This is a genomic window from Neobacillus niacini (genome assembly GCF_031456445.1).
GTDB classification, from domain to species: domain Bacteria; phylum Bacillota; class Bacilli; order Bacillales; family Cytobacillaceae; genus Neobacillus; species Neobacillus niacini_I.
The window spans coordinates 99,028-119,260 of the sequence record NZ_JAVDUQ010000012.1; the positions used below are offsets into that span (position 1 = coordinate 99,028).

Here is a 20,233-nt window from a genome sequence, read left to right on the forward strand (position 1 = left end):
ATGGTGGAAACAGGTATTCTTCTTGAAAGCGGGACAAATGAACTTGAAGTTGTTGAATTTACTGTCGCAAATTCTAAATTTGGTATCAATGTGATTAAGGTTAGAGAAATCATTAATCCTGTTCCAGTTATAGAAGTCCCCCATTCACACGAAAGTATTGAAGGGATTATGGAAGTCAGGGGGGAAGTTCTACCGGTTATTAATATGGCCAAAGTATTAGGGTATCCCGAATCTGAGTACCCAACCCGCGATAAATATATAATTACTGAATTTAATCAGCAAAAGCAAATTTTTCATGTGCATAAAGTGGATAAAATCCACCGAATTTCATGGAGTGATATTGATAAGCCAACAAACTTATATCAAAGTTCAGATAATCTAATCACTGGAATTGTCCGCAAAGAAAATGAATTGGTTTTACTTTTAGATTTTGAAAAAATTGTGATTGATATTAATCCGTTTACAGGAATAAACATTGAAAAAATTAAAAAGGTAAAGGAACGAAACCGCTCAAATTATAAAATTGTGGTAGCAGAAGACTCCACTTTACTGAGAAATTTAATCTCAACTACATTAGCAGAAGCTGGTCTTCAAAAAATGGACTTCTTTGAAAATGGAAAGGATGCTTTAAACTATTTAGAAACAAGTATTACAAATAAAACAGACATAGATCAACTGGTTGATTTAATTATTACGGATATTGAAATGCCTGTTATGGATGGTCTATTCTTTACAAAACAAGTCAAGGAAAACCCGTTATTAGCACATATTCCGGTTGTTCTCTTCTCTTCCCTTATTACGGATGATTTACGTCATAAAGGAGAAAATGTTGGAGCTGACGCACAAGTTAGTAAGCCTGAAATCGGGGAACTAATCAATGTTATTGACCAGTTGATTGAGGGATAAATTTCTTTCAAAAAAGGACAGATTGAGCATAGCAACCGGTTCATTCCGCCCTTTTCTTATCTAATAAGTGTGTATTCCTCGTAAAAAGGTTTCTGCAAAGGCATGTTTCAGGGAAATGGTGGGGATTTCTAGGTTGGGCTAGTAAATCGATAATTAGAAAAGGAAAAGAGGGGAATTTACCCTTTCCTTCCTTTATATGTATTTAAAGGGAAATTTTCCAATAAAATCAATAAAAAGGAGGGGGGATTCATATATGGAACGAGATAATTATGAGTTCAACCGCGAATCCATTATTCAAAACGTAAAAGATGAAGTGCTAAGAGAATTCATCTTTAGGATATTAAAAAATTCAAATTGGTCTGTTGAAGAAATAGCTAATGTTTTGGAAGTCGATGTAAATATGGTTATAGATGTTCAGAAAATGAACAAAAACTAAAGCAATCTGGGAATGTAATCTATTAAGAGGTTAAAAAGAAGCAAGAAGTAAGATAGAATAATAATGTATAGGATATTTTTTATTTATTTTACCCATTATTACGAATTAAATAGAAGACCTTTTGGGTCAAAGAAATCAGTTAAAAATCATCGGTAAGGGTGTATGACGAAAACAATCGTTGGCATCTTTGCCGATGTTTTTTTATATAAAAAATAAATATGGAGGGAAACAAATGAATCAAATGTAACCATATTATGTAGTACGTAGAACTAAGGAGAAGGATGAGGAATTTGCGGTGATTGACGCTTTATCATTAGATGAAGCTGATGCCATTTTTAAAGTACGCTATTAGGGATACGAGGAAAGAATGAAAGCGGGAGAGGCCTATTATATTTTTCAAGCAAACGGGCCGCTAATGTTTGATGAAAACCATCAAAACGTTTTTCCAAGCGGGAGTTTGACGATACCATGTTTTATATTGCATACGTAGAAAGAACAAAATGGAAAAATTAATTTTATTTCCTTTACTCTTATATAATCTATAAGGAATTTAGATAAAAAATTTTGACAATTTGAAAGGAGCAATTCCTTTAAAAATAGAATTAATGGTATAATAGTCCCGTTGTATATATTTGGTAACCTCTTGAGAGGGAGGGATGGAAAGCCACGGAGCCTAAAGTCGGAGTACAATGAAAAACAGGTTGCCTTATATTCTAAAAAGATCTTACCCATCTTAAATTCTCCGTATATAGATTTATGAAATAAGTAATAGAAAAAGGGAGAGTTTCTTAATCTATTTATTTTTATGTAATTAAAATGACTTAACAAAACAGAATCTTAAAATATCTTGGGGGTTACATAATAGTGGAAAGAATCAATATCTTTAATTTTAATAAATACATAATTCTAGCCTTTATTCTTATTGTTAGCTTTATTGGATTTAATTCAAAGGCTTTTGCAGATGAAACAGATTTACCTTTTGATCAAACAGTAAGTGGAGAATTGACTGATGATGTGACAAGCAATGATTATACGATAAATGTAACCGAATCGGGTCGGATAACCTTTGATTTAAATTCATATGTAGATAGTAGTACATCTATTAAGCTTGTTGATGAAAACGATAATGAGGTTTTTAGTGATTCCGTGGATGGAAGCCCAAAAAACCCTGCGCAATTTAATAATTGGGTAGATTTAGATTCTGGAATTTACCATTTAAGTATTTATAATGGGGATGATTATTCTACTGGAGAATATACAATAAAAACTAGCTTTATTCCAGCCAAAAATAATGAAATTGAACCTAATAACGGTACTGTGGAAGCTCAATCATTAGATTTTGGTCAAACTGTGACAGGCTTTTTATCATGGGGTGACACGAATGATGTCTACAAATTAACTGTTCCAAAAGCAGGTAGAGTATCAGTGGACCTTTCATCCTATGTCGATTCAACAACATGCATTTCACTCATAGATGAAGCTACCGATGAAAAAATTTGGGATGGTGAACCTATAGATAGCAGCTCAAAGAATCCCGCAAAATACGACAATTGGGTAGATTTGGAGCCAGGAACCTACTATTTACAGGTATATAATTATGATGAAAGTAATAGCAATACAGGTAAATATTTTTTAAAAACATCCATTGTGACTGTAAATAATAATGACCTAGAACCAAATAATGGCATTGTTGAGGCTCAACCTCTTTCATTTTACAATAAACTAACTGGATTTTTATCATGGAATGATTCAGTGGATATCTATAAGATTAATGTTCCTAAAAATGGTGAAGTAGATTTCGGATTGACATCCTATGTGGATTCGATAACATTTATTACCCTACTAAACAAAAATAATGATGAAATTTTTAGCGATATTGTAGATGGAAGTTCAAAAAATCCTGCGAAATTTCTTCAAAAACAAAATTTAAGCAGTGGGACTTATTATTTAAAAGTATATTATGACCATGAGGTTACTCTTAATACTGGAAAGTATGTTATAAATGTGTCTGCGCCATATTTGCTTCCATCAATTAAGTTGGACCAAATACATGATAAAACACAAACAGTTACTGGAACAACCGGTGCCAATCAGCAAGTAACAGTATACTTAGCAGGTGAAGTATACACTGGGAAAGCCGATGGCAGTGGTCATTTCTACATTAATATTCCAATGCAAAAAGCAGGAACAAAAGTGGATGTCTCAGTTGAAAATTCTTATGGAACGAAAAAGACAACCGTTACAGTTTTGGATAGAACAGCTCCAGCAGCACCAACAGTTGGAAAAGTGACCACAAAATCGAAATATGTTACTGGAAAAGCCGAAAGTGGAGCAACCATTTACATATATAAAGGAAGCAAAAAAATTAGAAGTGCAAAAGTAACATCGAAAGGCACCTATCAAGCTCAAATTTCAACACAAAAGAAAGGCTCAATTTTGAAAGTATATGTGCAGGACAGTGCTGGAAACAAGAGCAAAACCATTCAGGTGAAAGTCCAATAGGTAACAACTTCAATGTTTGTTAAAGGAGCTCTTGGAGAATTAACTATAACCCGAAAAATGGACACTATTAATAAATATCCATTATGAAGTAAAGCTCTGTAAAGAGAAATCTCTAAAGAGCTACTTTTTTGAAAATATTATAGCAACAACCTCTAAATTTTTGATGGATTTGTCTATTTTGATTGTAATTAATTATGGAGTGTAGAAAATGGGAAACTTTTGAGATACCTCCCATTTTTTACACCCCTAGTTGAAAGGTAAAGCATTGCTACCTTCGTGCATGCACTGAGGTATAGAAAAGAAAGCTCTGCGGAAAGGAATTTCTGCAGAGCTTTCTTTTTACTAGAAACCGAATCAAATAGACCGACAAATATATATTATTCTTAAAATGAAAAGATCTTTAACTCTAATTCGTTCGGGATATAGGACTATTTCTATTTTAGGAGGAATCAGCTGCGTTCAATTCCTCCTTGGTGTAGTCCGATGACGTTCACTTTCAATTACTTCTTTATCTTTAATATGTACTGCAAGTAAAAACAATTTTTAGTTTTCATCTTTAGGCCACAAATCACCGTTAAATCGTTCCTTACTATAACCTGCTAACGTCCAAATTAGTAATGCGTCCTTTCTTTTGCCACCTGTCTGTTTAATAATCTGAACTAAATTTTCAATCCGAACTACTTGTATCGGAGTGGAAAAATTATGGTTAATAAAGGCTTGTTGATCTGATTCATCTGAGAGAAAGTATGGAATTTTAGCCGTTTGTGCAAAAGCGATAGATACAATTTCTCCCCAGTGACTGCCATTTTCTCTAGTGTTTTTTTCTTTTCTTAATTTTTCAATGGTATCTTCATACAAGATTAATGAAAGGGGTCCTAATTTAGAAATTGTATCTCCATTTACAATTTCAGCATGACCACTTTCAATTAACTTGTCTATTTGTTCTTTAGCATTTCTAGGTGTCAGGATTTCATTGTAATAAACATATTCATGGATCAGTAATTTTTCTATATAAACAGGTAATAATTTTTCAATTACTTTGTATTTCTCTATTCTCCCTAGTTTAATTGCAAAATCAGCATCTAAAATTGCTTTTGGCCAAATATGTGATGACATTTTATTCGTTATCCTCTTCATCCAAAAGACTGTCTATTTCTTGTTCAGATGGAAGTTCATTTGGTAGATTTATACCAAATTCTTTAGGTTCTTTATGAATAAGAGCGAGTAGATTTTGTAACTTTTTAGGAGAAATATGCTTGTCTTGATAAAGGTCCAATGCCTTTTCCACTAATCCTTCGTAATGTATAATGGGATTGACTGGATTTTGTGGTTCCAATTGTAGCTTTTTTCGAATAAGTGGAACATTCTTTTCAAGCCAAAGCTTGTTCATTAAAGGTTTTTCGATAAAATCAATTTCATAAAGCCTTCGAACCATTGTTTTATAAGGGACTTGAAATGTATCGGCTAGTTCGACAGCTTGCATTGAGGAAACATTATTTTTGGAAATACCCAAAAAGAGCAATTCTTGTTCTAATACATTTTTAGGTACTAATAGCATAGCAGCAAATAAATTAGCACGTAATTCCCTTGTATCAGCAGTTTCATCGTCAAGTATATCGCTTTTTAACATTTCAGGATTGTGTAGATATTCTTGATCGAACCAAATATGATAAAGTTCGTGTGCCGCAGCAAAATGTTGCTTCTCTTCTGGTATTTGACTATTAATGTAGACAAATAAATGATCCTTTTTTTTGCAAACAAATGCACAAAAATCTTCATCTGGAAACGGCGATTGTATAAGGGTAGCCTCTCTTTTTATAATATTTAGGACGTGTTTCCCTAGAATATGTGAATGCTTATGGAGTTCAGCCAACTTTCCATTTGCCTTGGATTCAATCTCTATGACTTCTGAACGAGGCAAAAACTGAATTTCCCTCACTAATTTTCACCCCTAGTAGCCTTAGAAAGCTCTTCTAGCTCAATCATTTCGTCCATTACAAAGTCCAAGTATTGTAGATGTTGTCTTATCTTTGTATTGTTTGTTTTTTCCATCATGAAAAGAATAGGTTCCTCGATAACATTTGTACGGGATTTACGTTTTATTAGTTCATCTACTGTTGTATTCATAACATCAGCAATTTTCTGTAACTCTTCAATATTAGTAGCTTTTTGGCCATTAGTAATTTTGCTCATGACCTGTTTAGATACATTTATTCGATTGGCAAAATCCTGTTGACTCATATTATTCTTCTCAATAAAATCACTAATTTTTTCGCCGATTTCTTCAAAAATCGTCTTCATAGCAATCCCTCCTATTTTTATTGTATTTCAGCCAATATAATTCGTCAATGATCTGTTGACTTAATTACAACTTTTGTTTCCATTATGTGAACTAATCGTGTAAATCATACATGATATGAAGAATTAATTTACTTTCTTATTTTTCTTAAAAGAACCTGTATATGTTTTTCTTAATACACAAGGCTCAACAGTTGCTACTAGCACTGTTAAAATTACTTGACATTGGGATCAGACCCCATCGCCATCAAGCTAAGCTCATACAACGTCAATTATAGTAGAGGCTGTTTCTTTTTTCTAAAGGATACGTGTAGGGAATTTAAAGATTTGCATACGAAATAAACCCTAACGGGTTTCATTTTTTTGAATTAAGCCGCTTGATCATCAGACAGGGTACAATTGTAAACGACACCTAATATATCAAAGACTGTTTTCTTCTCATACCGATGAGATTTCCGCCCGTTTTGCTGTAGGAGTTTGAACAGGCGAATGAGGATCTTTGATAGTTCTTGGGTGTCTTTCTGTATGGCTTGATAAATAAGAAGAAAATAATCTTTAATCATATATATGGCCTTATATTCACTCAGTTCTCGTTTCTTTTTCATAAGAAGTAATTGACGCATTTGAAACATAGTAGAAGAACAGAGTAGAATGGCGATTAGTTGTCCATACAAATGGCATTCCAATCTTTCTTGTTTTATCTTTTTACAATGATGAATATGAAAGAATGATTTCCATGTTTTAAATAAAATCTCGATTTGCCAACGTAAAGAGTACCAATCATGTACTTGTCCCATTGGGACAATATCTGTAGGGATGTTTGTCATATATACATTGATACCACTGAGACGTTTACTACGAGGGGAATACTTCATTCCTTTCTTTTTTTCTCTTACAGCTTGATTTTGCAATCATTTTTTTTGTTGTTCTTTTGTTAGCCGATGAACAATCACACGGGTTGGTAATTTATCAATCATTCCTACATAAGCGTCGGATATTTCATATGTTTGTCCTGGTTGAAGAGAGTTCATTAATACCTCCATATCTATCTGTATATACTCTGTACCCTTCTTTATTCTTCCATCCTGAAAATAATCAGGTGTGGGATTTTTTTGATAAATACGTGTATTGGATTTAATACGAGAGATATAATAAGCCTTTTTATCTTGTATATGTTGAAGATCTTTTAAGTGAAAATATCCTAAATCACGGATACATAAATCATTCGGTGTCACAGTTGGGACACACAGAGAACCATAGGTTCGATCATGTTGCTTACCTGGACCTGTATGGATATGTAGGAATTGTCCGCTTAACAGGTCATATTCAAGTTGAATTTTCATCCCAGCAGTATGGCTACATCCTCCCGCCCCAGGATAAATGGGTGAAAATATATCTGGAAGCTGAAATGCAGTTGAATCTAAAATACGAATACGTTTGAAAACAGAGGTGTATGGAGAAGAAATTCGCATAGATGAAGTTAATTTTTTATTTAGAAGGTTAGTCAATATATGTTGTAAAAACTGAACGGCTGATTTATTAAACCGTTGGTTCAGTCCTTCTGGACTGATGAGTACTTCTGTGGATGCTTCTAAACAGCTAGATAATTGAGCTAAAGAGGTTGTAGCGATATTTTGACTCATCCATATACATAAAGCAACTAAATCTTTTGCTTGGTATTTACTGGTTCGTTGTACAAAACCAACATCTCTAGCAAGGTCTCGTAAAACATCTGGAGATAAAAAGCTTTGAATCTCTTGAGCAAATAGCTGTAATTCATCAGATACAGAAATAGACATACAAAAACGCCATCCTTTCCTATGATTCTACAGAAAGAATAGCGTATTTGTTATGTTATAATAAAGTTGTTTAATTCTTATTGGACTAACGCGCAGTTTAGTGCAATTATCAAAGATAAGGGAGGATTTCCACCTTTACCTTATTTTAACTTTAGCTCTAGTATAGGGTATGGACGTCCAGAAGAATCTGTTTCCGTTTCATTTACTATAAAAAAGCCATTATTAATATAGAATTTAGTTGCACTCTTATTGTCTTTATTTACATCAACTGTTGTAATATCAAAGTCTTTAATTAAAGAATTAATAATAGCTTTACCGTATCCTTTACCTATTTTATTAGGTTTTAAAAATAACATTTCTAGGTGTTGTTTATTTATAGCAGAAAAGCCAATTAAATCCTCTTTCTCATACCATAACTGGACATTAAGATGTGGGAAATATGAGGGTATTTCTTTTTTAAACTCTTCTCTATCGGTAGCTCTTAAAAAGTGATGAGTAGCTAAAACCGACTCTTCCCATATATTCAAAATTGTATTATAATCTTTCTGATTTGCTTTTCTATATATCATGAATATCTCTCCTTTAGTTTTAAATTATCAACTCCTTCCCAATAAGTATTTTATGATTTTCATGTTATATAGCCACGAACTTAAAATGTTCATTAATAAAACCTCCAAATAAACATTTATTCAAATGAATTACAATATTAAATATTTATTATTTAGTCAATAACTTTATTATTGATTTTTGAGTACAAATACCTTTAAACGGATAGAAATTAAACAACTTTAAGGAGCTTTATTACGATACAATGTAGCAAAGTTCTTGTATTTTTTATATCTAATTTCAATAACTTTATTATCACTTTACAGTATTTTTTCATTTTAGGGGGTATTTTGTTTTGTTAGCTTGATAGCGATGGGGTCAGACCCCTACTCCTTTAAAGTACGAAAGTGCTCTTCTTGAAGAGTTCCAAATGAATTCTTGAGGAGACCGGTGGTGATAGAATAAGCATGATTGTTAACCGAGATTATTTATAGAAAATGGGAACGCAGTGTTTGCGTTCCCATTTTTCATATATTATGCGCTTAGAGTTGTACACTCAATTTTCACTGATGATTGGTTTAAGGAGCAACAGATAATTGAACAGAATCTGCGGCATCAGTACTTTGATCTGCTTCACCAGCATCCGAAGTTTGTGTGGTATCGTTAGAGTCTGCTGTAGTCATGTTATCTCCTGGCTCTACTGTAATAGATGTATCTCCCGAATCTGCAGGTGAAGTGGTATCGCTAGATGTACCATTTTCAGGTGTTGTTGTTGACTCTTCCTCTTTTGGAGCAGCAGCTTGAGCTGCCAGGGTTTTTACACGTTGGATTTCTGCTGCAGCCAATTGTTGAAGTTCTTTAGATTTGGTAGCCAGTGCATCAAATTCTCCCGCTGCAGCTTTCTGTTTTTTCTTATAAACAGCTAGAAGCTTGTCAATGGCTTTAAGTTTATTAATCTCTGCATTTAATTTCCCTTTATAACTTTTATATTTCGAAGAAGCAATCTTTTTAGATAGGTCTTTATCGGCTGTTCCATCTTCGTTTACTTGAAAGTAAGAGTTAATGGATTTAGTAATGTTATTAATAGTAGATTCCGAAGAATTAATCCGCTTTTCAACTGATTTTCCGTTCTTTGATTTTATAGCAACCTCTTTTTTCTTTGAATCCTTTTTTTGGTTTACTTTTTTATCAGTAGACTTATTCTTTTGGCTATTTTCTTTTTGATCATCTGATTGCTTTTTTTTATTTTCTGTGTTGCTACTTACTTTTTGGTCTTGTGAATCACTTTCAGTTTGCTTTTTGTCAGGGTTCTCATTAGGAACGTTTGGCGATGGCTTGTCTTCCGAATCATGTTGTTTTTGTGGCTCTTCGTGCCTTCCTTTGTCCATGTTTTTCGCACTGGCAAAAGTTGTTGGACCCAGGATGAGTGTGAATGCAAATAAACCTGATAAAACCTTAACTCCCATTTTCTTTTTCATTACCTTTCTCCTCCTCTTGGTAATGGCAGCTGGCTGGCATAGAATTGCTTCCTTAGCCCCGATAGCTTTGTGACACTAGGTTTCCCTAGTTGTACCCATGAGTCCATTTTACCTAAAAAACAGTTTTCTGAAAAGAGGAAAAATGACTGTGGTGCTAGAAAAATGTAGAGTTTTGTAAAAAAACAGGTAAATATTTTTGGGTTCTGTAGTCCTATATTGCTTATTGTGGTTTATGATGTTACGAAAAAGATTAATAGATTCAGAGTTTAAGGTACTTATAGTATGATTCTCCTATTTATTTTATAATGAAAATAGATTAGTTGGGGGAGGCGATCATTTTGAAAATAGTAATCTCGTTGTTCCTGATTTGCAGTTTATGGTTTGCGAATACACAAATATCGTATGCTGCCACCACCAATAAAACCTCTCAAATGATATATTCAAAAATATTGAATGCGGTTAAACATCAGGAAACGAAAGTAGATTTGTCCAGTTATTTACGGAATGGCAAGGCGTTTTCGTGGCAATACCTTTATGATATTGAAAATAAGGAGCCGGCGATTTTTTACCTTGATTTTCATAAAATAAAGTTCTGGAGCAATGGAGTTTTAGAGCTTGGCTACAAATACCCGAAATCTACTATTCTTGCCATGCAGAAGAAAATGAATAATAATGCAAAATCTGTTATTCAAAAGGTGATTAAAAAAGGTATGACAGATTACCAAAAAGTAATGGTCCTGCATGATTATATGGCGGATTATATTACATATGATAAAGAAAATTATCAGCGGAATACGATCCCAGAGTACTCCTTCACGGCCTATGGGGCGCTTGTGAAAAAGATAGCGGTTTGTGATGGTTACGCTCAAGCCATGAATTATCTGCTGAAAATGGCAGGTATCGAGTCCCATAGAGTGGTAGGTAGAGGCTACCAAGATGGAAGTTCTGAGGCACATGCTTGGAATTTAGTAAAAGTAAGCGGGACTTACTATTATATGGATCTGACTTGGGATGACCATGACATCAGTGGCAGGGCGGATACCAGCTATAAATATTTCCTTGTTACCCAACAAGAACTCAGCTTGGATCATGGCTGGGATATTACAGGATTGCCGAAAGCTGTAAGCACCAAATACAAAAATCTGCATGCTATAGACCATGATGTTTTTAAAACAAAAGAAGGTCTTTATTTCTCCAATGATCAAGATAACAACCGGCTTTATTTTGTGAAATTAGATGGAACAGGAAAAAAGCGGCTGACTAACGATCGTGCGATAAGTCCCGTCGTATCTGGCAGATGGATCTATTTTAGCAACTACAGCATGGGTGGCTATCTTTATAAGGTCAAAACCAATGGAAGCCAGCTGACAAAGTTGAATGAAAAGCACACAATCCCACTTGCCATGAAGGATGGAAGGCTAATCGTAAAAGACGGAAATACAAATAAGCAATATGCAGTTTCATTTAGCAGGTAGCCATCGAGATTTTGTGAATAATAAATTTGGGACAGGGGATAGGATCTGCATCACAACAAAAGAAAAGCACAATGGGGATTTCCCCTTTGTACATAGATAACTAGTTTGATATAGGAGATAAATTCAAAAGTAGGAAGTGCTAAAAGTGAAGAAAAAAGTAACCGCTCTGATTACTACCGCTACATTATTATTAACCTCATCTTATCTGCCAGCGGTCATTGCAGAAGCAGCAACAGATCTAGGAACAGCTGATTCCGGAACTACAACACCAGAGAATCTATCCCAAGTCATAAATATACCGGATACACATTTACGAGAGGCAATTAACATATCTTTAAATAAATTGCCCTATTCAGATGTTTATCTTTCTGAGTTACAAGGCTTACAGTCTCTTAGCTTAGATGGGAAAAATATAAAAAACCTCGAGGGACTACAGTATGCTGTTAATTTACAAAGTATTTCCTTAACCAATAATGCAATAACAGATATTAGCCCCTTAGGAAATTTAAGCAACTTAACGAAATTATATCTTGCGGGAAATCAAATCCAGGACATTAAACCACTTTCGAACTTACAGAACTTAACCGATTTACAATTGGTGGGAAATCCAATTTTGGATTTAGCTTCATTATCATCCTTAACCAATCTACAAATATTAAATTTGGCTGCAATGAAAATAACGAATATTAATAGTCTTTCGTCCTTAACGAATCTAAAGCAGCTGGATATTTCCCAGAATTCTATAGCTGATGTAAGTCCGCTGAATTCTTTAATTAATCTAAATGATCTTAATCTGTCTTATAACCCGCTAAAGGATGTAAATAGTATTTCGAATTTAACGAATTTGGAACGTTTGGTCTTAATTAACTGTGGGATCACGGATCTAAGTCCAATCGCTTCTTTAACAAAATTAAGAGATCTTAGTATCGATTCCAATAAAATAACAGATATAAGCCCATTGGGGAATCTAACAAATTTAGTCTGGCTTTATCTAGATAATAACCAAATCATCGATATAAGCCCATTAGAAAGATTAAATAACCTAATCGATTTAGGTTTAGATCAAAATCAGATATCCGATATTAGCGTTCTTGCAGATAAAACGATCATTTTCCGGTTATCACTGTCGGGAAATAAGATAGAGGATATTCAGTCATTACAAAATTTGACTAATCTTGAGTTTTTGCAATTGAATTGGAATCATATTAAGGACATCCAACCATTATCAAACCTAACGAAGTTAACCAGACTGGAACTTTATGCGAATCAGATTTCAGACATTCGTCCATTAGCAAAGCTTATGAATCTTTCTTCCTTATATTTAAGTGGTAATAGGATCGCTGATATCAGTCCTTTAGCTAATCTCTCAATGTTGGAAACATTAGACATAGCAGGAAACCAAATTATCGATACCAGTTCATTAAACTATTTAAAAAAATTAAGAACGCTCTATTTATTTCGAAATTTTATACCAGGGAAATCCTATCAATATTCTTTTACAGTCCCGGAAGCATCTCGAGAAATTTCTATTGTAGGAAATCATGTATTAAAGGTTCCTGTAGGGTGGTTATTAGATGGCCGGCAAATCAAACTCCCTGATAATGACTTTAATAATCTGCTGTCATCCATCACATTAAAATCGAAAAATAGTCATGTTACAGCAAGTTTTGATGAGACTGGAGCTATTTTGATAAAGGGAATAGAAAATGGCGATGATGAAGTTACGGTGGAATTTTCCAATCCGGAGCTAGACCAAACCATAAAAATAAAGCAAGTTGATGTTGATCCTCCAGCAATGCCCACAGTAAATCCAGTAGGAGACAACTCAATAAGCGTGACAGGAAGTGCAGATGCAGGAACAGAAGTGAATGTGAAGTTAGGAATGAACAGGTGGAAATCTGTTGCAGATGAAAAAGGGAACTTTGCTGTGACAATTCCAAAGCAAAAGGCTGGAACAGTATTGGAAGTAATCGCTAAAGATACTGCAGAAAATGAAAGTGATGCAACAAATGTAACGGTTTTGGACCAAACAGCTCCCAATGAGCCAAGTATCAGCAATACAGTTTCAGATCAAACGACTGCCATAAGCGGAAAAACAGAACCATTTGCAACAGTGAAGCTGTATATATCCGGAAAATACCAAGGAGATGATACCGCTGACAAGAACGGAATATATAGGTTCAAGTTTAACAAGCAAAAAGCGGGCGTGGAAATCAAGGTTACTTCTACAGATCTTGCAAGAAATGAAAGCATTGCACGTATTATTAGGGTAATCGATAAAACCCCGCCGGTCGTGCCTTCGGTCAATACAATATCTGATAAATCCATATCTATCTATGGGAAAACAGAAGCAACTGCAAATGTTAAGTTATATATTGCAGGAAAATATCAAAAAAGTGTTGCCGCTGATAAATACGGTCACTATAAATTCACGATCAGCAAACAAAGAGCTGGAACAGAAATTAAGATTTCCGCTACTGACCATTATAGGAATACGAGTATCCGTATCTTGAAGGTGTTGGATAAAACGGCCCCATCCACACCTACTGTCAATAAAATAACCTATAAATCGATTTACATTACGGGTAAAACGGAAAAAAGTGCAACAGTCTATATTTATAAAGGAAAAACCTATCTTGGAAATGCAAAAGCTACTACAAAAGGGAGTTTCAAAGTTAAAATAAAAGCACAAAAGAAAGGGACTTTCTTAAAAATCTTCGCAAAAGATATGGCCGGCAATAAAAGTAATGATCGGACTGTAAAGGTGTATTAGGGACTGAAGGTTTAACAGATTTTACAAAAAATATTAAGTTTGCGAACTTCCGAGATTCCATATTTCGATTCATAATCACATTAAAGTGATGAATACCGTTTGTGAATCTTTAGGATTTTAGCAATAGCCGGCATCGGAAATCTATTGGCCTCTTCAACCTGTAAAAGAGTCATCTCTAGTTTGAGAAAGTAGTTCAGCTTCGGAGTACAAACATTAAAAAAAAACTTAAAAAGGCATACAAAATCGTAAATGATTTCGTATGCTTTTTTTGTTGTTATAATAATATTTTCGCTTATTTTTACTGATAATTCACATAGCAAAATCGTATACCGATTCGTAAGACTGAAATTTCCATTGTGGTCTAACGATTTTTAGTGCTAAAACAGGTACGACTAACGGAAGTTTGTTGATATGTAATTCGATATTGGGAGCAAAAGGTATGCTTTTACAATAAAATTACTTTAAGAGAGTGTAACAAACTTCTTTCACCCAATAATGTTGGTGTTCCCAGCATCCCCATACATCCAACATCCAGTTTCTAATACCATTATCTATTCTTGTCTACTTTCGTCTACATATTTGGAAACTGCTGAAAACCCCTCAATAGTTCACATATCGTTCAAAAAGATTTGAACATTTATTGACATTTGTTCTTAAATTGGTCTTATCGTCTTGACGAATCTAAATAATTTAGAATATACTAATTTTGCGTTTGGCTGATAATGATTTTCAATTTCGATTATATAGAATTATAATGATAAAAAAGTAGATTGCAAACACAACAGCAATTTATTTTTACTGATTTAAATTGAGAATGATTCTCGATAAAATTAAAAAATTTGGGAGGATACATACCATGAATAGAACAGTAGGAAAACTTTTGGCATTAGCAATAATAGGCACCGTTGCTTTAACTGGTTGTAGTGCGGTCAATTCCTCTACGAAGCCTTCAGCTAAAGCTGAGACGAATGTAAAAAAGGATACAGCCTTAACCGATATCAAGAGTGGAATCACAAAATTATTGTCCGTAGCTGATCAATTAAAGAAGGATATTGCTTCTGGGGATGATGCAAAAATCAAAGGAGCAGGAACTAAATTGGAGGATACTTGGAGTTCGATAGAGGACAGTGTGAAAGCCAAGCATCCGGATTTATATGATAATATTGAAACGTATTTGAATCCGACAGTAGCAGGTTCAAAAGCTGCTAGCCTTGATAAGAAAGCACTTGCAAAATTGGATGATCAGTTGATTCAAGTATTAAACGATTTCTTACAGAATGCAGGTGCCAACGGAAAAAAGGATAAAATGACGGAAAAAGATGCAATGAATGAATTCAATGCTGAAGAGTCAAAAGTAAAAGATGTGTTCAACGGTGTGGGACTTACACCGAAAATGGCTAAAGACGGCACTAAAGAGTTCACGCTTGTGGCAGAGCCTCATATATGGAGCCCTGTGAAGGGAGTGGTCGCAGATGCCTGGACCTTTAATGGTCAGGTAGCGGGTCCCACCATCCGTGTGACCGAAGGGGATCACGTTAAGATTAATTTGGTCAATAAGCTTTCTGAACCGACAACGATTCACTGGCATGGGTTGCACCTGCCAAATGATATGGACGGTGTACCGGATGTTACCCAATCCGCGGTACAACCTGGACAATCGTTTACCTATGAGTTTACAGCGAGCCACCCCGGAACTTTTATGTACCATTCCCACTATGATGATATGAAACAGGTCGGAAGTGGGTTATATGGAGCATTCATCATTGATCCTAAGAATCCTGGTTCTGAACCGAAATATAATCATGACTACACAATGATTTTGAGCGGTTTTCATGTGAACAGTACGATGGAAGATGAGGAAGATTACTTTACCATTGATGGGCGAAGCTATCCTGACACACCACCAATGGTCGTGAAAAAAGGGGAAACTGTACGGATTCGGCTAATCAATATCGACCCGACAGAATACCATACAATGCATTTGCACGGGATGGATTTCCAGGTAATTGCTAAAGATGGTCATCCTTCAAACAATCCGCAAGAAATGAACACACTGTCGATTGGACCTGGCGAAACGTATGATATTGCATTTAAAGCAGATGCCGTCGGTACTTGGGCGTTTCATTGTCATGTGTTGGATCATACGATGAATGCAGAAGATAGTTTGCATATGGGTGGTCTTGTAACAACAGTAAAAGTAGTTAAATAATAACCAAAAGATGTGTAAGGTAGCACCTTTTTCTAAAAATGTACTTAAAGTAAAGGGGCTTTTGTACAATATCCCAAATAATCAATTAGCCGAAAAAATGCAAGCTTTTATTCATTTCTTGCATTTTTTCGGTTTTTTTACATCTAAAAAACATACTGCCATAAATTAGTATACGATTTGTGTTTCGAAAAGCTAAGAAAAAAGTAGTCCGTTATGAAGTACGATTTTACATTTTGTACTCCAAAACTGAACTACTTACTAGTTTGAGGAATGGCTCTTTTACTTATATGATTAATCGAAAAGTATTGGAATGTTATGGAATATATCCTTTGAGGCAAAAAAAGTGGTCATCTCAATTTAAGGGAGAATGACCAAAATGAAAAAAAGAAAGCTATTAATAATAGAATAAAATATTTGTCGAATATTGTCGATAGATTTGTCGAAATTCATTTGATGAAAATAATTCCAGCTAAGTTTTTCGACTAAGCCAAAAGTCTTTTTTAACTTCTTTAGAATCAGATTACTTACTTTTATCCACAATCAGTTCTTGGTTCCTATTATTCTATATAAATATCCCATTCCTAATAAAATTTACCAATTCCCAATTGGTTTTCCTATTGTAAGAGTCTATAATAGTCCTAGATTGAAAGTATATATAGGGGGACTAATTTAGGAATGAAAGGTCAATTAGTAGGAGGTTTACTGGTGTTTTTTCTAGCTGCTGCTCCATTTTTAGGAATTAAGACGGCTAGTGCAGCAACAACGGTAAATCAGCAATTTAAAGTATCAGCTGGGGTTACGTATCAGGATAATCGGATTAGCTCGTCTACCAGCAAACAGGCTGCGAGAGTGATGAAAGTAAATTTAAACGATCCATTTACAAAGATTGAGGTAGGTATTCCGAATCCGCTAAATAAACTGTCAAAGACAGTGGCGAGGGCTTTGACCTATTATGCTCCGGGGCATCAAGTAGTTGGAGCCATTAATGGTTCGTTTTTTGGGCCAACAGGCTTGCCCGTGTATTTGATTGCAAATCATAACAAATTAGTCAATGCAGGAAAGCTTCCAATTGGAAAAACGGAATACGCCAATGAACCGATAGCCTTTGGGATAAAAGATAGCAAGGGAATCATTGACCAATATGATTTGGATGTTCATTTTGTACATAACGGCATCTCCTCCCCCATTACCGCCTCGAATAAGGCAAGAGCCACAAATCAACTTATCCTCTATACACCGGATAATCCTAGCAGCTATACGGATACAAGTGCGAAGGGAATTGAAGTGGTGGTCGAAAATTTAGATTCTCCGCTCAGTCTGAGTTTTGGTTCTACTGTTACAGGGGTTGTGACAAAGATACGGGACTATGGGGATGTGACAAAAACGAAAATCCCGGTGGGTGGTTTTGTTTTATCAGCGACAGGAACTAGTAAAAAGGCATTAAAGAATATTCAAAACGGTGATCCGATTTCACTATCGGTTGATATTAATGACAATTGGAAAGGTTCGTCCTTTATGTTGGGAAGCGGACCCATGCTCGTTGACCGCGGCAAGATTTCATTATCGATGGATCCGAAAAGTCCGAAGGCAATGGAAAGGGCATCACGGACGGCGGTTGCGCTTGATAAAACAGGCCGAAATGTATTCTTTGTGACCGTGGATGGAAGACAACCGGGGTATAGTAATGGGATGAATTTAACAGAATTCGCCCGGTATTTAGTCAGTTTGGGTGCTTACCAGGCACTGAATCTGGATGGCGGAGGCTCTACGGCAATGGGCGTCAGGTACCCGGGAGATTCCGTTGTGAAGCTCGCTAACCAGCCATCAGATGGATTTGAGAGAAACGTATCCACCACATTAATGGCGGTTTCAACGGCGCCAATGGGTCAACCGAAATACTTAAAAGTACATAAATTAAATGATGCTGTTCTTTTAAAAGGTTCATCGATTAATGTTTTACTAGATTACGTGATGGATCAATATGATAATCCTTTACAAGCTGCAGCAAAGGATTTAAAGATAACGAGTACTCTTGGTACGGCAAAAGGAACAACATTTACAGCAGCTACAGCGGGAAAAGGTACGTTGACTGTGCACTACAATCAGGCGGCCGCCTCGGTCCCGATTGAAGTTGTGGACAAACTATCCAGCCTACAACTATCTCAGAGCCATATGGTGGTTCGAAATGGGGATGCAGTGAAGCTGGGTATTAAGGGCTTTGATAGTAAAAGAAAAGCGATTGTTGTGAGTCCAAGTGCAGTTAAATGGTCTGTTTCAGGAAAGCTTGGGACTCTATCCAAGGATGGTATTTTTAACGTAACAGGTACAGAAGGGACTGGAAAAATTACCGCTTCTTATGGAAAAACGAAAGCTTCCGTTTCCGTTAAAATAGGCCCGAATCAAGAGGTGCTGGATACGTTTGACCAGGCTGGCAATTGGACACCTTCTACCATTCGAGCAACGGCAACGACGCAGACTAGTACTAAAAGTGAACCGGTTTATCATGGCAAAGCAGCCTTAAAATTGAATTATGATTTCACGACAAGTGCATCAGGTGCATCAGCGGCCTATTTAAATGCTAAAAAGGATTTCGTATTCACAAGCAGACCTAACTATATTGGAATGTATGTATATGGTGATGGGAAGTCTCATTGGCTTAGAGCCCTTCTGGTTGATGGAAAAGGGGTGAGCCGAACGATTGATTTTACAAAAGATAAAGGCTTGCCATGGACAGGCTGGAAGTATGTTCAGGCAAACATTCCAAAAGACCTGCCTTTACCGATCAAAATCAAACAAGTCTATTTGGTTCAACCTCATCAGGAATTAAAAAGTAAAGGAGCGATTTATTTTGATCAGCTCAAAGTGTTTTATCATCATCCGACAGAATACCCCTTCCTCAAGGAATAGGAAGGGCAAGGCCAAATGAGTAGGGAGGGGATGAATGTCGGTTGGCGCTAGCCAAAACCTTCCGCATTATGCTATAATTAGAACAAACGTTCCTGTGGAATGAGGTGGAATAGATGTTGGTGAATAAATCCTACAAGTTCCGAATCTATCCTAATAAAAAGCAGATTGAACTCATCAACAAAACCATTGGCTGTTCCAGATTCGTGTTCAATTTCTTCCTTGGTAAACAAAAGGAAAAAGACGCTTTCTGGCATATTTGTGAGGAAATGAAACAAAATGGTCAACTTCAAGTGAATAATTGGAAAGGTGAGTTTCTCAATAAATATGAATCAGTCAAAGCCCTTCCTGAACTAAAAAAACACTATGATTTCCTAAAAGAAGTAGACAGTATTGCTTTGCAAAAATCAGTTGAAAATCTAGCTGATTCTTATGGTCGATACTATAAGAAACAGAATAAACAACCGCGCTTTAAATCGAAAAAAAATCCTGTTCAATCTTACACCACGAAACAGACAAATGGAAATATCGCTGTGATAGACAACTATATTAAACTTCCTAAACTTGGACATATAAGTTTTGCGAAAAGTCGTGAAGTCGAAGGAAGAATTTTGAATGCAACGATTAGGCGGAATCCTTCTGGCAAATATTTTGTATCTCTAGGAACAGAAACTGAAGTGGAAGAGTTGCCTAAAACAACATCGGTTGTAGGAATTGATGTTGGACTAAAAGACTTTGCCATTTTGTCGGATGGTACCGTCTACCCCAATCCAAAGTTTTTCCATACCTCTGAAGAAAAATTAGCAAAAATACAACGGGTCATGAGCAGACGTGCTATAGGTAGTTCCAATTGGAACAAGGCCAGAAGAAAAGTCTCCCGAATCCATGAAAAGATTGCGAATGCAAG

The 20,233-nt window shown here is 35.5% G+C and carries 13 protein-coding genes, 1 pseudogene and 1 riboswitch; of the genes and pseudogenes, 8 read left to right on the top strand and 6 right to left on the bottom strand.

Features of this window, described 5'->3' with window-relative positions; genetic code table 11:
* The 3 genes from J2Y67_RS12415 (at position 1) to J2Y67_RS12425 (ending at position 3,844) form a co-directional block, all read left to right on the top strand.
* Positions 1-906 (top strand): chemotaxis protein, encoded by a 906-nt coding sequence (locus J2Y67_RS12415; protein WP_310174416.1) that lies wholly within the window; start codon positions 1-3, stop codon positions 904-906.
* Positions 907-1,159: 253 nt separating this feature from the next.
* Positions 1,160-1,342, top strand: coding sequence for a hypothetical protein (locus J2Y67_RS12420; protein WP_310174418.1), 183 nt, complete (start codon positions 1,160-1,162; stop codon positions 1,340-1,342).
* 864 nt (positions 1,343-2,206) lie between these two features.
* A complete protein-coding gene (locus J2Y67_RS12425) occupies positions 2,207-3,844 on the top strand; it encodes an Ig-like domain-containing protein (RefSeq protein ID WP_310174421.1) in 1,638 nt (545 codons plus the stop codon).
* Positions 3,845-4,387: 543 nt separating this feature from the next.
* On the opposite strand, the gene J2Y67_RS12430 is transcribed toward J2Y67_RS12425, so the two are convergent.
* The 6 genes and pseudogenes from J2Y67_RS12430 to J2Y67_RS12455 form a co-directional block, all read right to left on the bottom strand.
* Complete coding sequence (locus tag J2Y67_RS12430) at positions 4,388-4,960, bottom strand: PIN domain-containing protein (RefSeq protein ID WP_310174423.1); 573 nt, start codon at positions 4,958-4,960, stop codon at positions 4,388-4,390.
* A gap of 1 nt (position 4,961) precedes the next feature.
* Complete coding sequence (locus J2Y67_RS12435) at positions 4,962-5,783, bottom strand: ImmA/IrrE family metallo-endopeptidase (protein WP_310174425.1); 822 nt, start codon at positions 5,781-5,783, stop codon at positions 4,962-4,964.
* Entirely contained in the window at positions 5,783-6,145 is a 363-nt protein-coding gene (locus tag J2Y67_RS12440) for a helix-turn-helix domain-containing protein (protein ID WP_310174426.1), read from the bottom strand. Before J2Y67_RS12440 ends, J2Y67_RS12435 begins: the two co-directional genes overlap by 1 nt.
* 365 nt (positions 6,146-6,510) lie before the next feature.
* A pseudogene (locus J2Y67_RS12445) lies at positions 6,511-7,941 on the bottom strand (IS4 family transposase).
* A gap of 140 nt (positions 7,942-8,081) precedes the next feature.
* Entirely contained in the window at positions 8,082-8,510 is a 429-nt protein-coding gene (locus tag J2Y67_RS12450) for a GNAT family N-acetyltransferase (protein WP_310174430.1), read from the bottom strand.
* Between the two features lie 555 nt (positions 8,511-9,065).
* Positions 9,066-9,965 carry a hypothetical protein gene (locus tag J2Y67_RS12455; protein WP_310174432.1) on the bottom strand — a complete coding sequence of 300 codons (900 nt, stop codon included), beginning with the start codon at positions 9,963-9,965 and terminating at the stop codon, positions 9,066-9,068.
* Between the two features lie 21 nt (positions 9,966-9,986).
* A riboswitch (cyclic di-GMP riboswitch) is annotated at positions 9,987-10,071 on the bottom strand.
* A gap of 232 nt (positions 10,072-10,303) precedes the next feature.
* Here J2Y67_RS12455 and J2Y67_RS12460 point away from each other — a divergent pair.
* The 5 genes from J2Y67_RS12460 to J2Y67_RS12480 form a co-directional block, all read left to right on the top strand.
* Positions 10,304-11,440 carry a DUF5050 domain-containing protein gene (locus J2Y67_RS12460; RefSeq protein ID WP_310174434.1) on the top strand — a complete coding sequence of 379 codons (1,137 nt, stop codon included), beginning with the start codon at positions 10,304-10,306 and terminating at the stop codon, positions 11,438-11,440.
* A 145-nt stretch (positions 11,441-11,585) separates the two neighbouring features.
* Positions 11,586-14,213, top strand: coding sequence for an Ig-like domain-containing protein (locus J2Y67_RS12465; RefSeq protein ID WP_310174436.1), 2,628 nt, complete (start codon positions 11,586-11,588; stop codon positions 14,211-14,213).
* An 856-nt stretch (positions 14,214-15,069) separates the two neighbouring features.
* Positions 15,070-16,422, top strand: a complete 1,353-nt coding sequence (locus J2Y67_RS12470; RefSeq protein WP_310174438.1) for a multicopper oxidase family protein — start codon at positions 15,070-15,072, stop codon at positions 16,420-16,422.
* Positions 16,423-17,097: 675 nt separating this feature from the next.
* Positions 17,098-19,329, top strand: a complete 2,232-nt coding sequence (locus J2Y67_RS12475) for a phosphodiester glycosidase family protein (protein ID WP_310174440.1) — start codon at positions 17,098-17,100, stop codon at positions 19,327-19,329.
* A 113-nt stretch (positions 19,330-19,442) separates the two neighbouring features.
* Positions 19,443-20,233, top strand: a 791-nt coding sequence (locus tag J2Y67_RS12480; RefSeq protein WP_310174442.1) for an RNA-guided endonuclease TnpB family protein, incomplete at its 3' end; no start/stop codon positions are given.

Bases quoted from the DNA above. Each gene is read 5' to 3' on its own strand.
- J2Y67_RS12415 (WP_310174416.1), top strand. From the start codon at position 1: ATGGTGGAAACAGGTATTCTTCTTGAAAGCGGGACAAATGAACTTGAA.
- J2Y67_RS12420 (WP_310174418.1), top strand. From the start codon at position 1,160: ATGGAACGAGATAATTATGAGTTCAACCGCGAATCCATTATTCAAAAC.
- J2Y67_RS12430 (WP_310174423.1), bottom strand. From the start codon at position 4,960: ATGTCATCACATATTTGGCCAAAAGCAATTTTAGATGCTGATTTTGCA.
- J2Y67_RS12440 (WP_310174426.1), bottom strand. From the start codon at position 6,145: ATGAAGACGATTTTTGAAGAAATCGGCGAAAAAATTAGTGATTTTATT.
- J2Y67_RS12450 (WP_310174430.1), bottom strand. From the start codon at position 8,510: ATGATATATAGAAAAGCAAATCAGAAAGATTATAATACAATTTTGAAT.
- J2Y67_RS12455 (WP_310174432.1), bottom strand. From the start codon at position 9,965: ATGAAAAAGAAAATGGGAGTTAAGGTTTTATCAGGTTTATTTGCATTC.
- J2Y67_RS12470 (WP_310174438.1), top strand. From the start codon at position 15,070: ATGAATAGAACAGTAGGAAAACTTTTGGCATTAGCAATAATAGGCACC.
- J2Y67_RS12475 (WP_310174440.1), top strand. From the start codon at position 17,098: ATGAAAGGTCAATTAGTAGGAGGTTTACTGGTGTTTTTTCTAGCTGCT.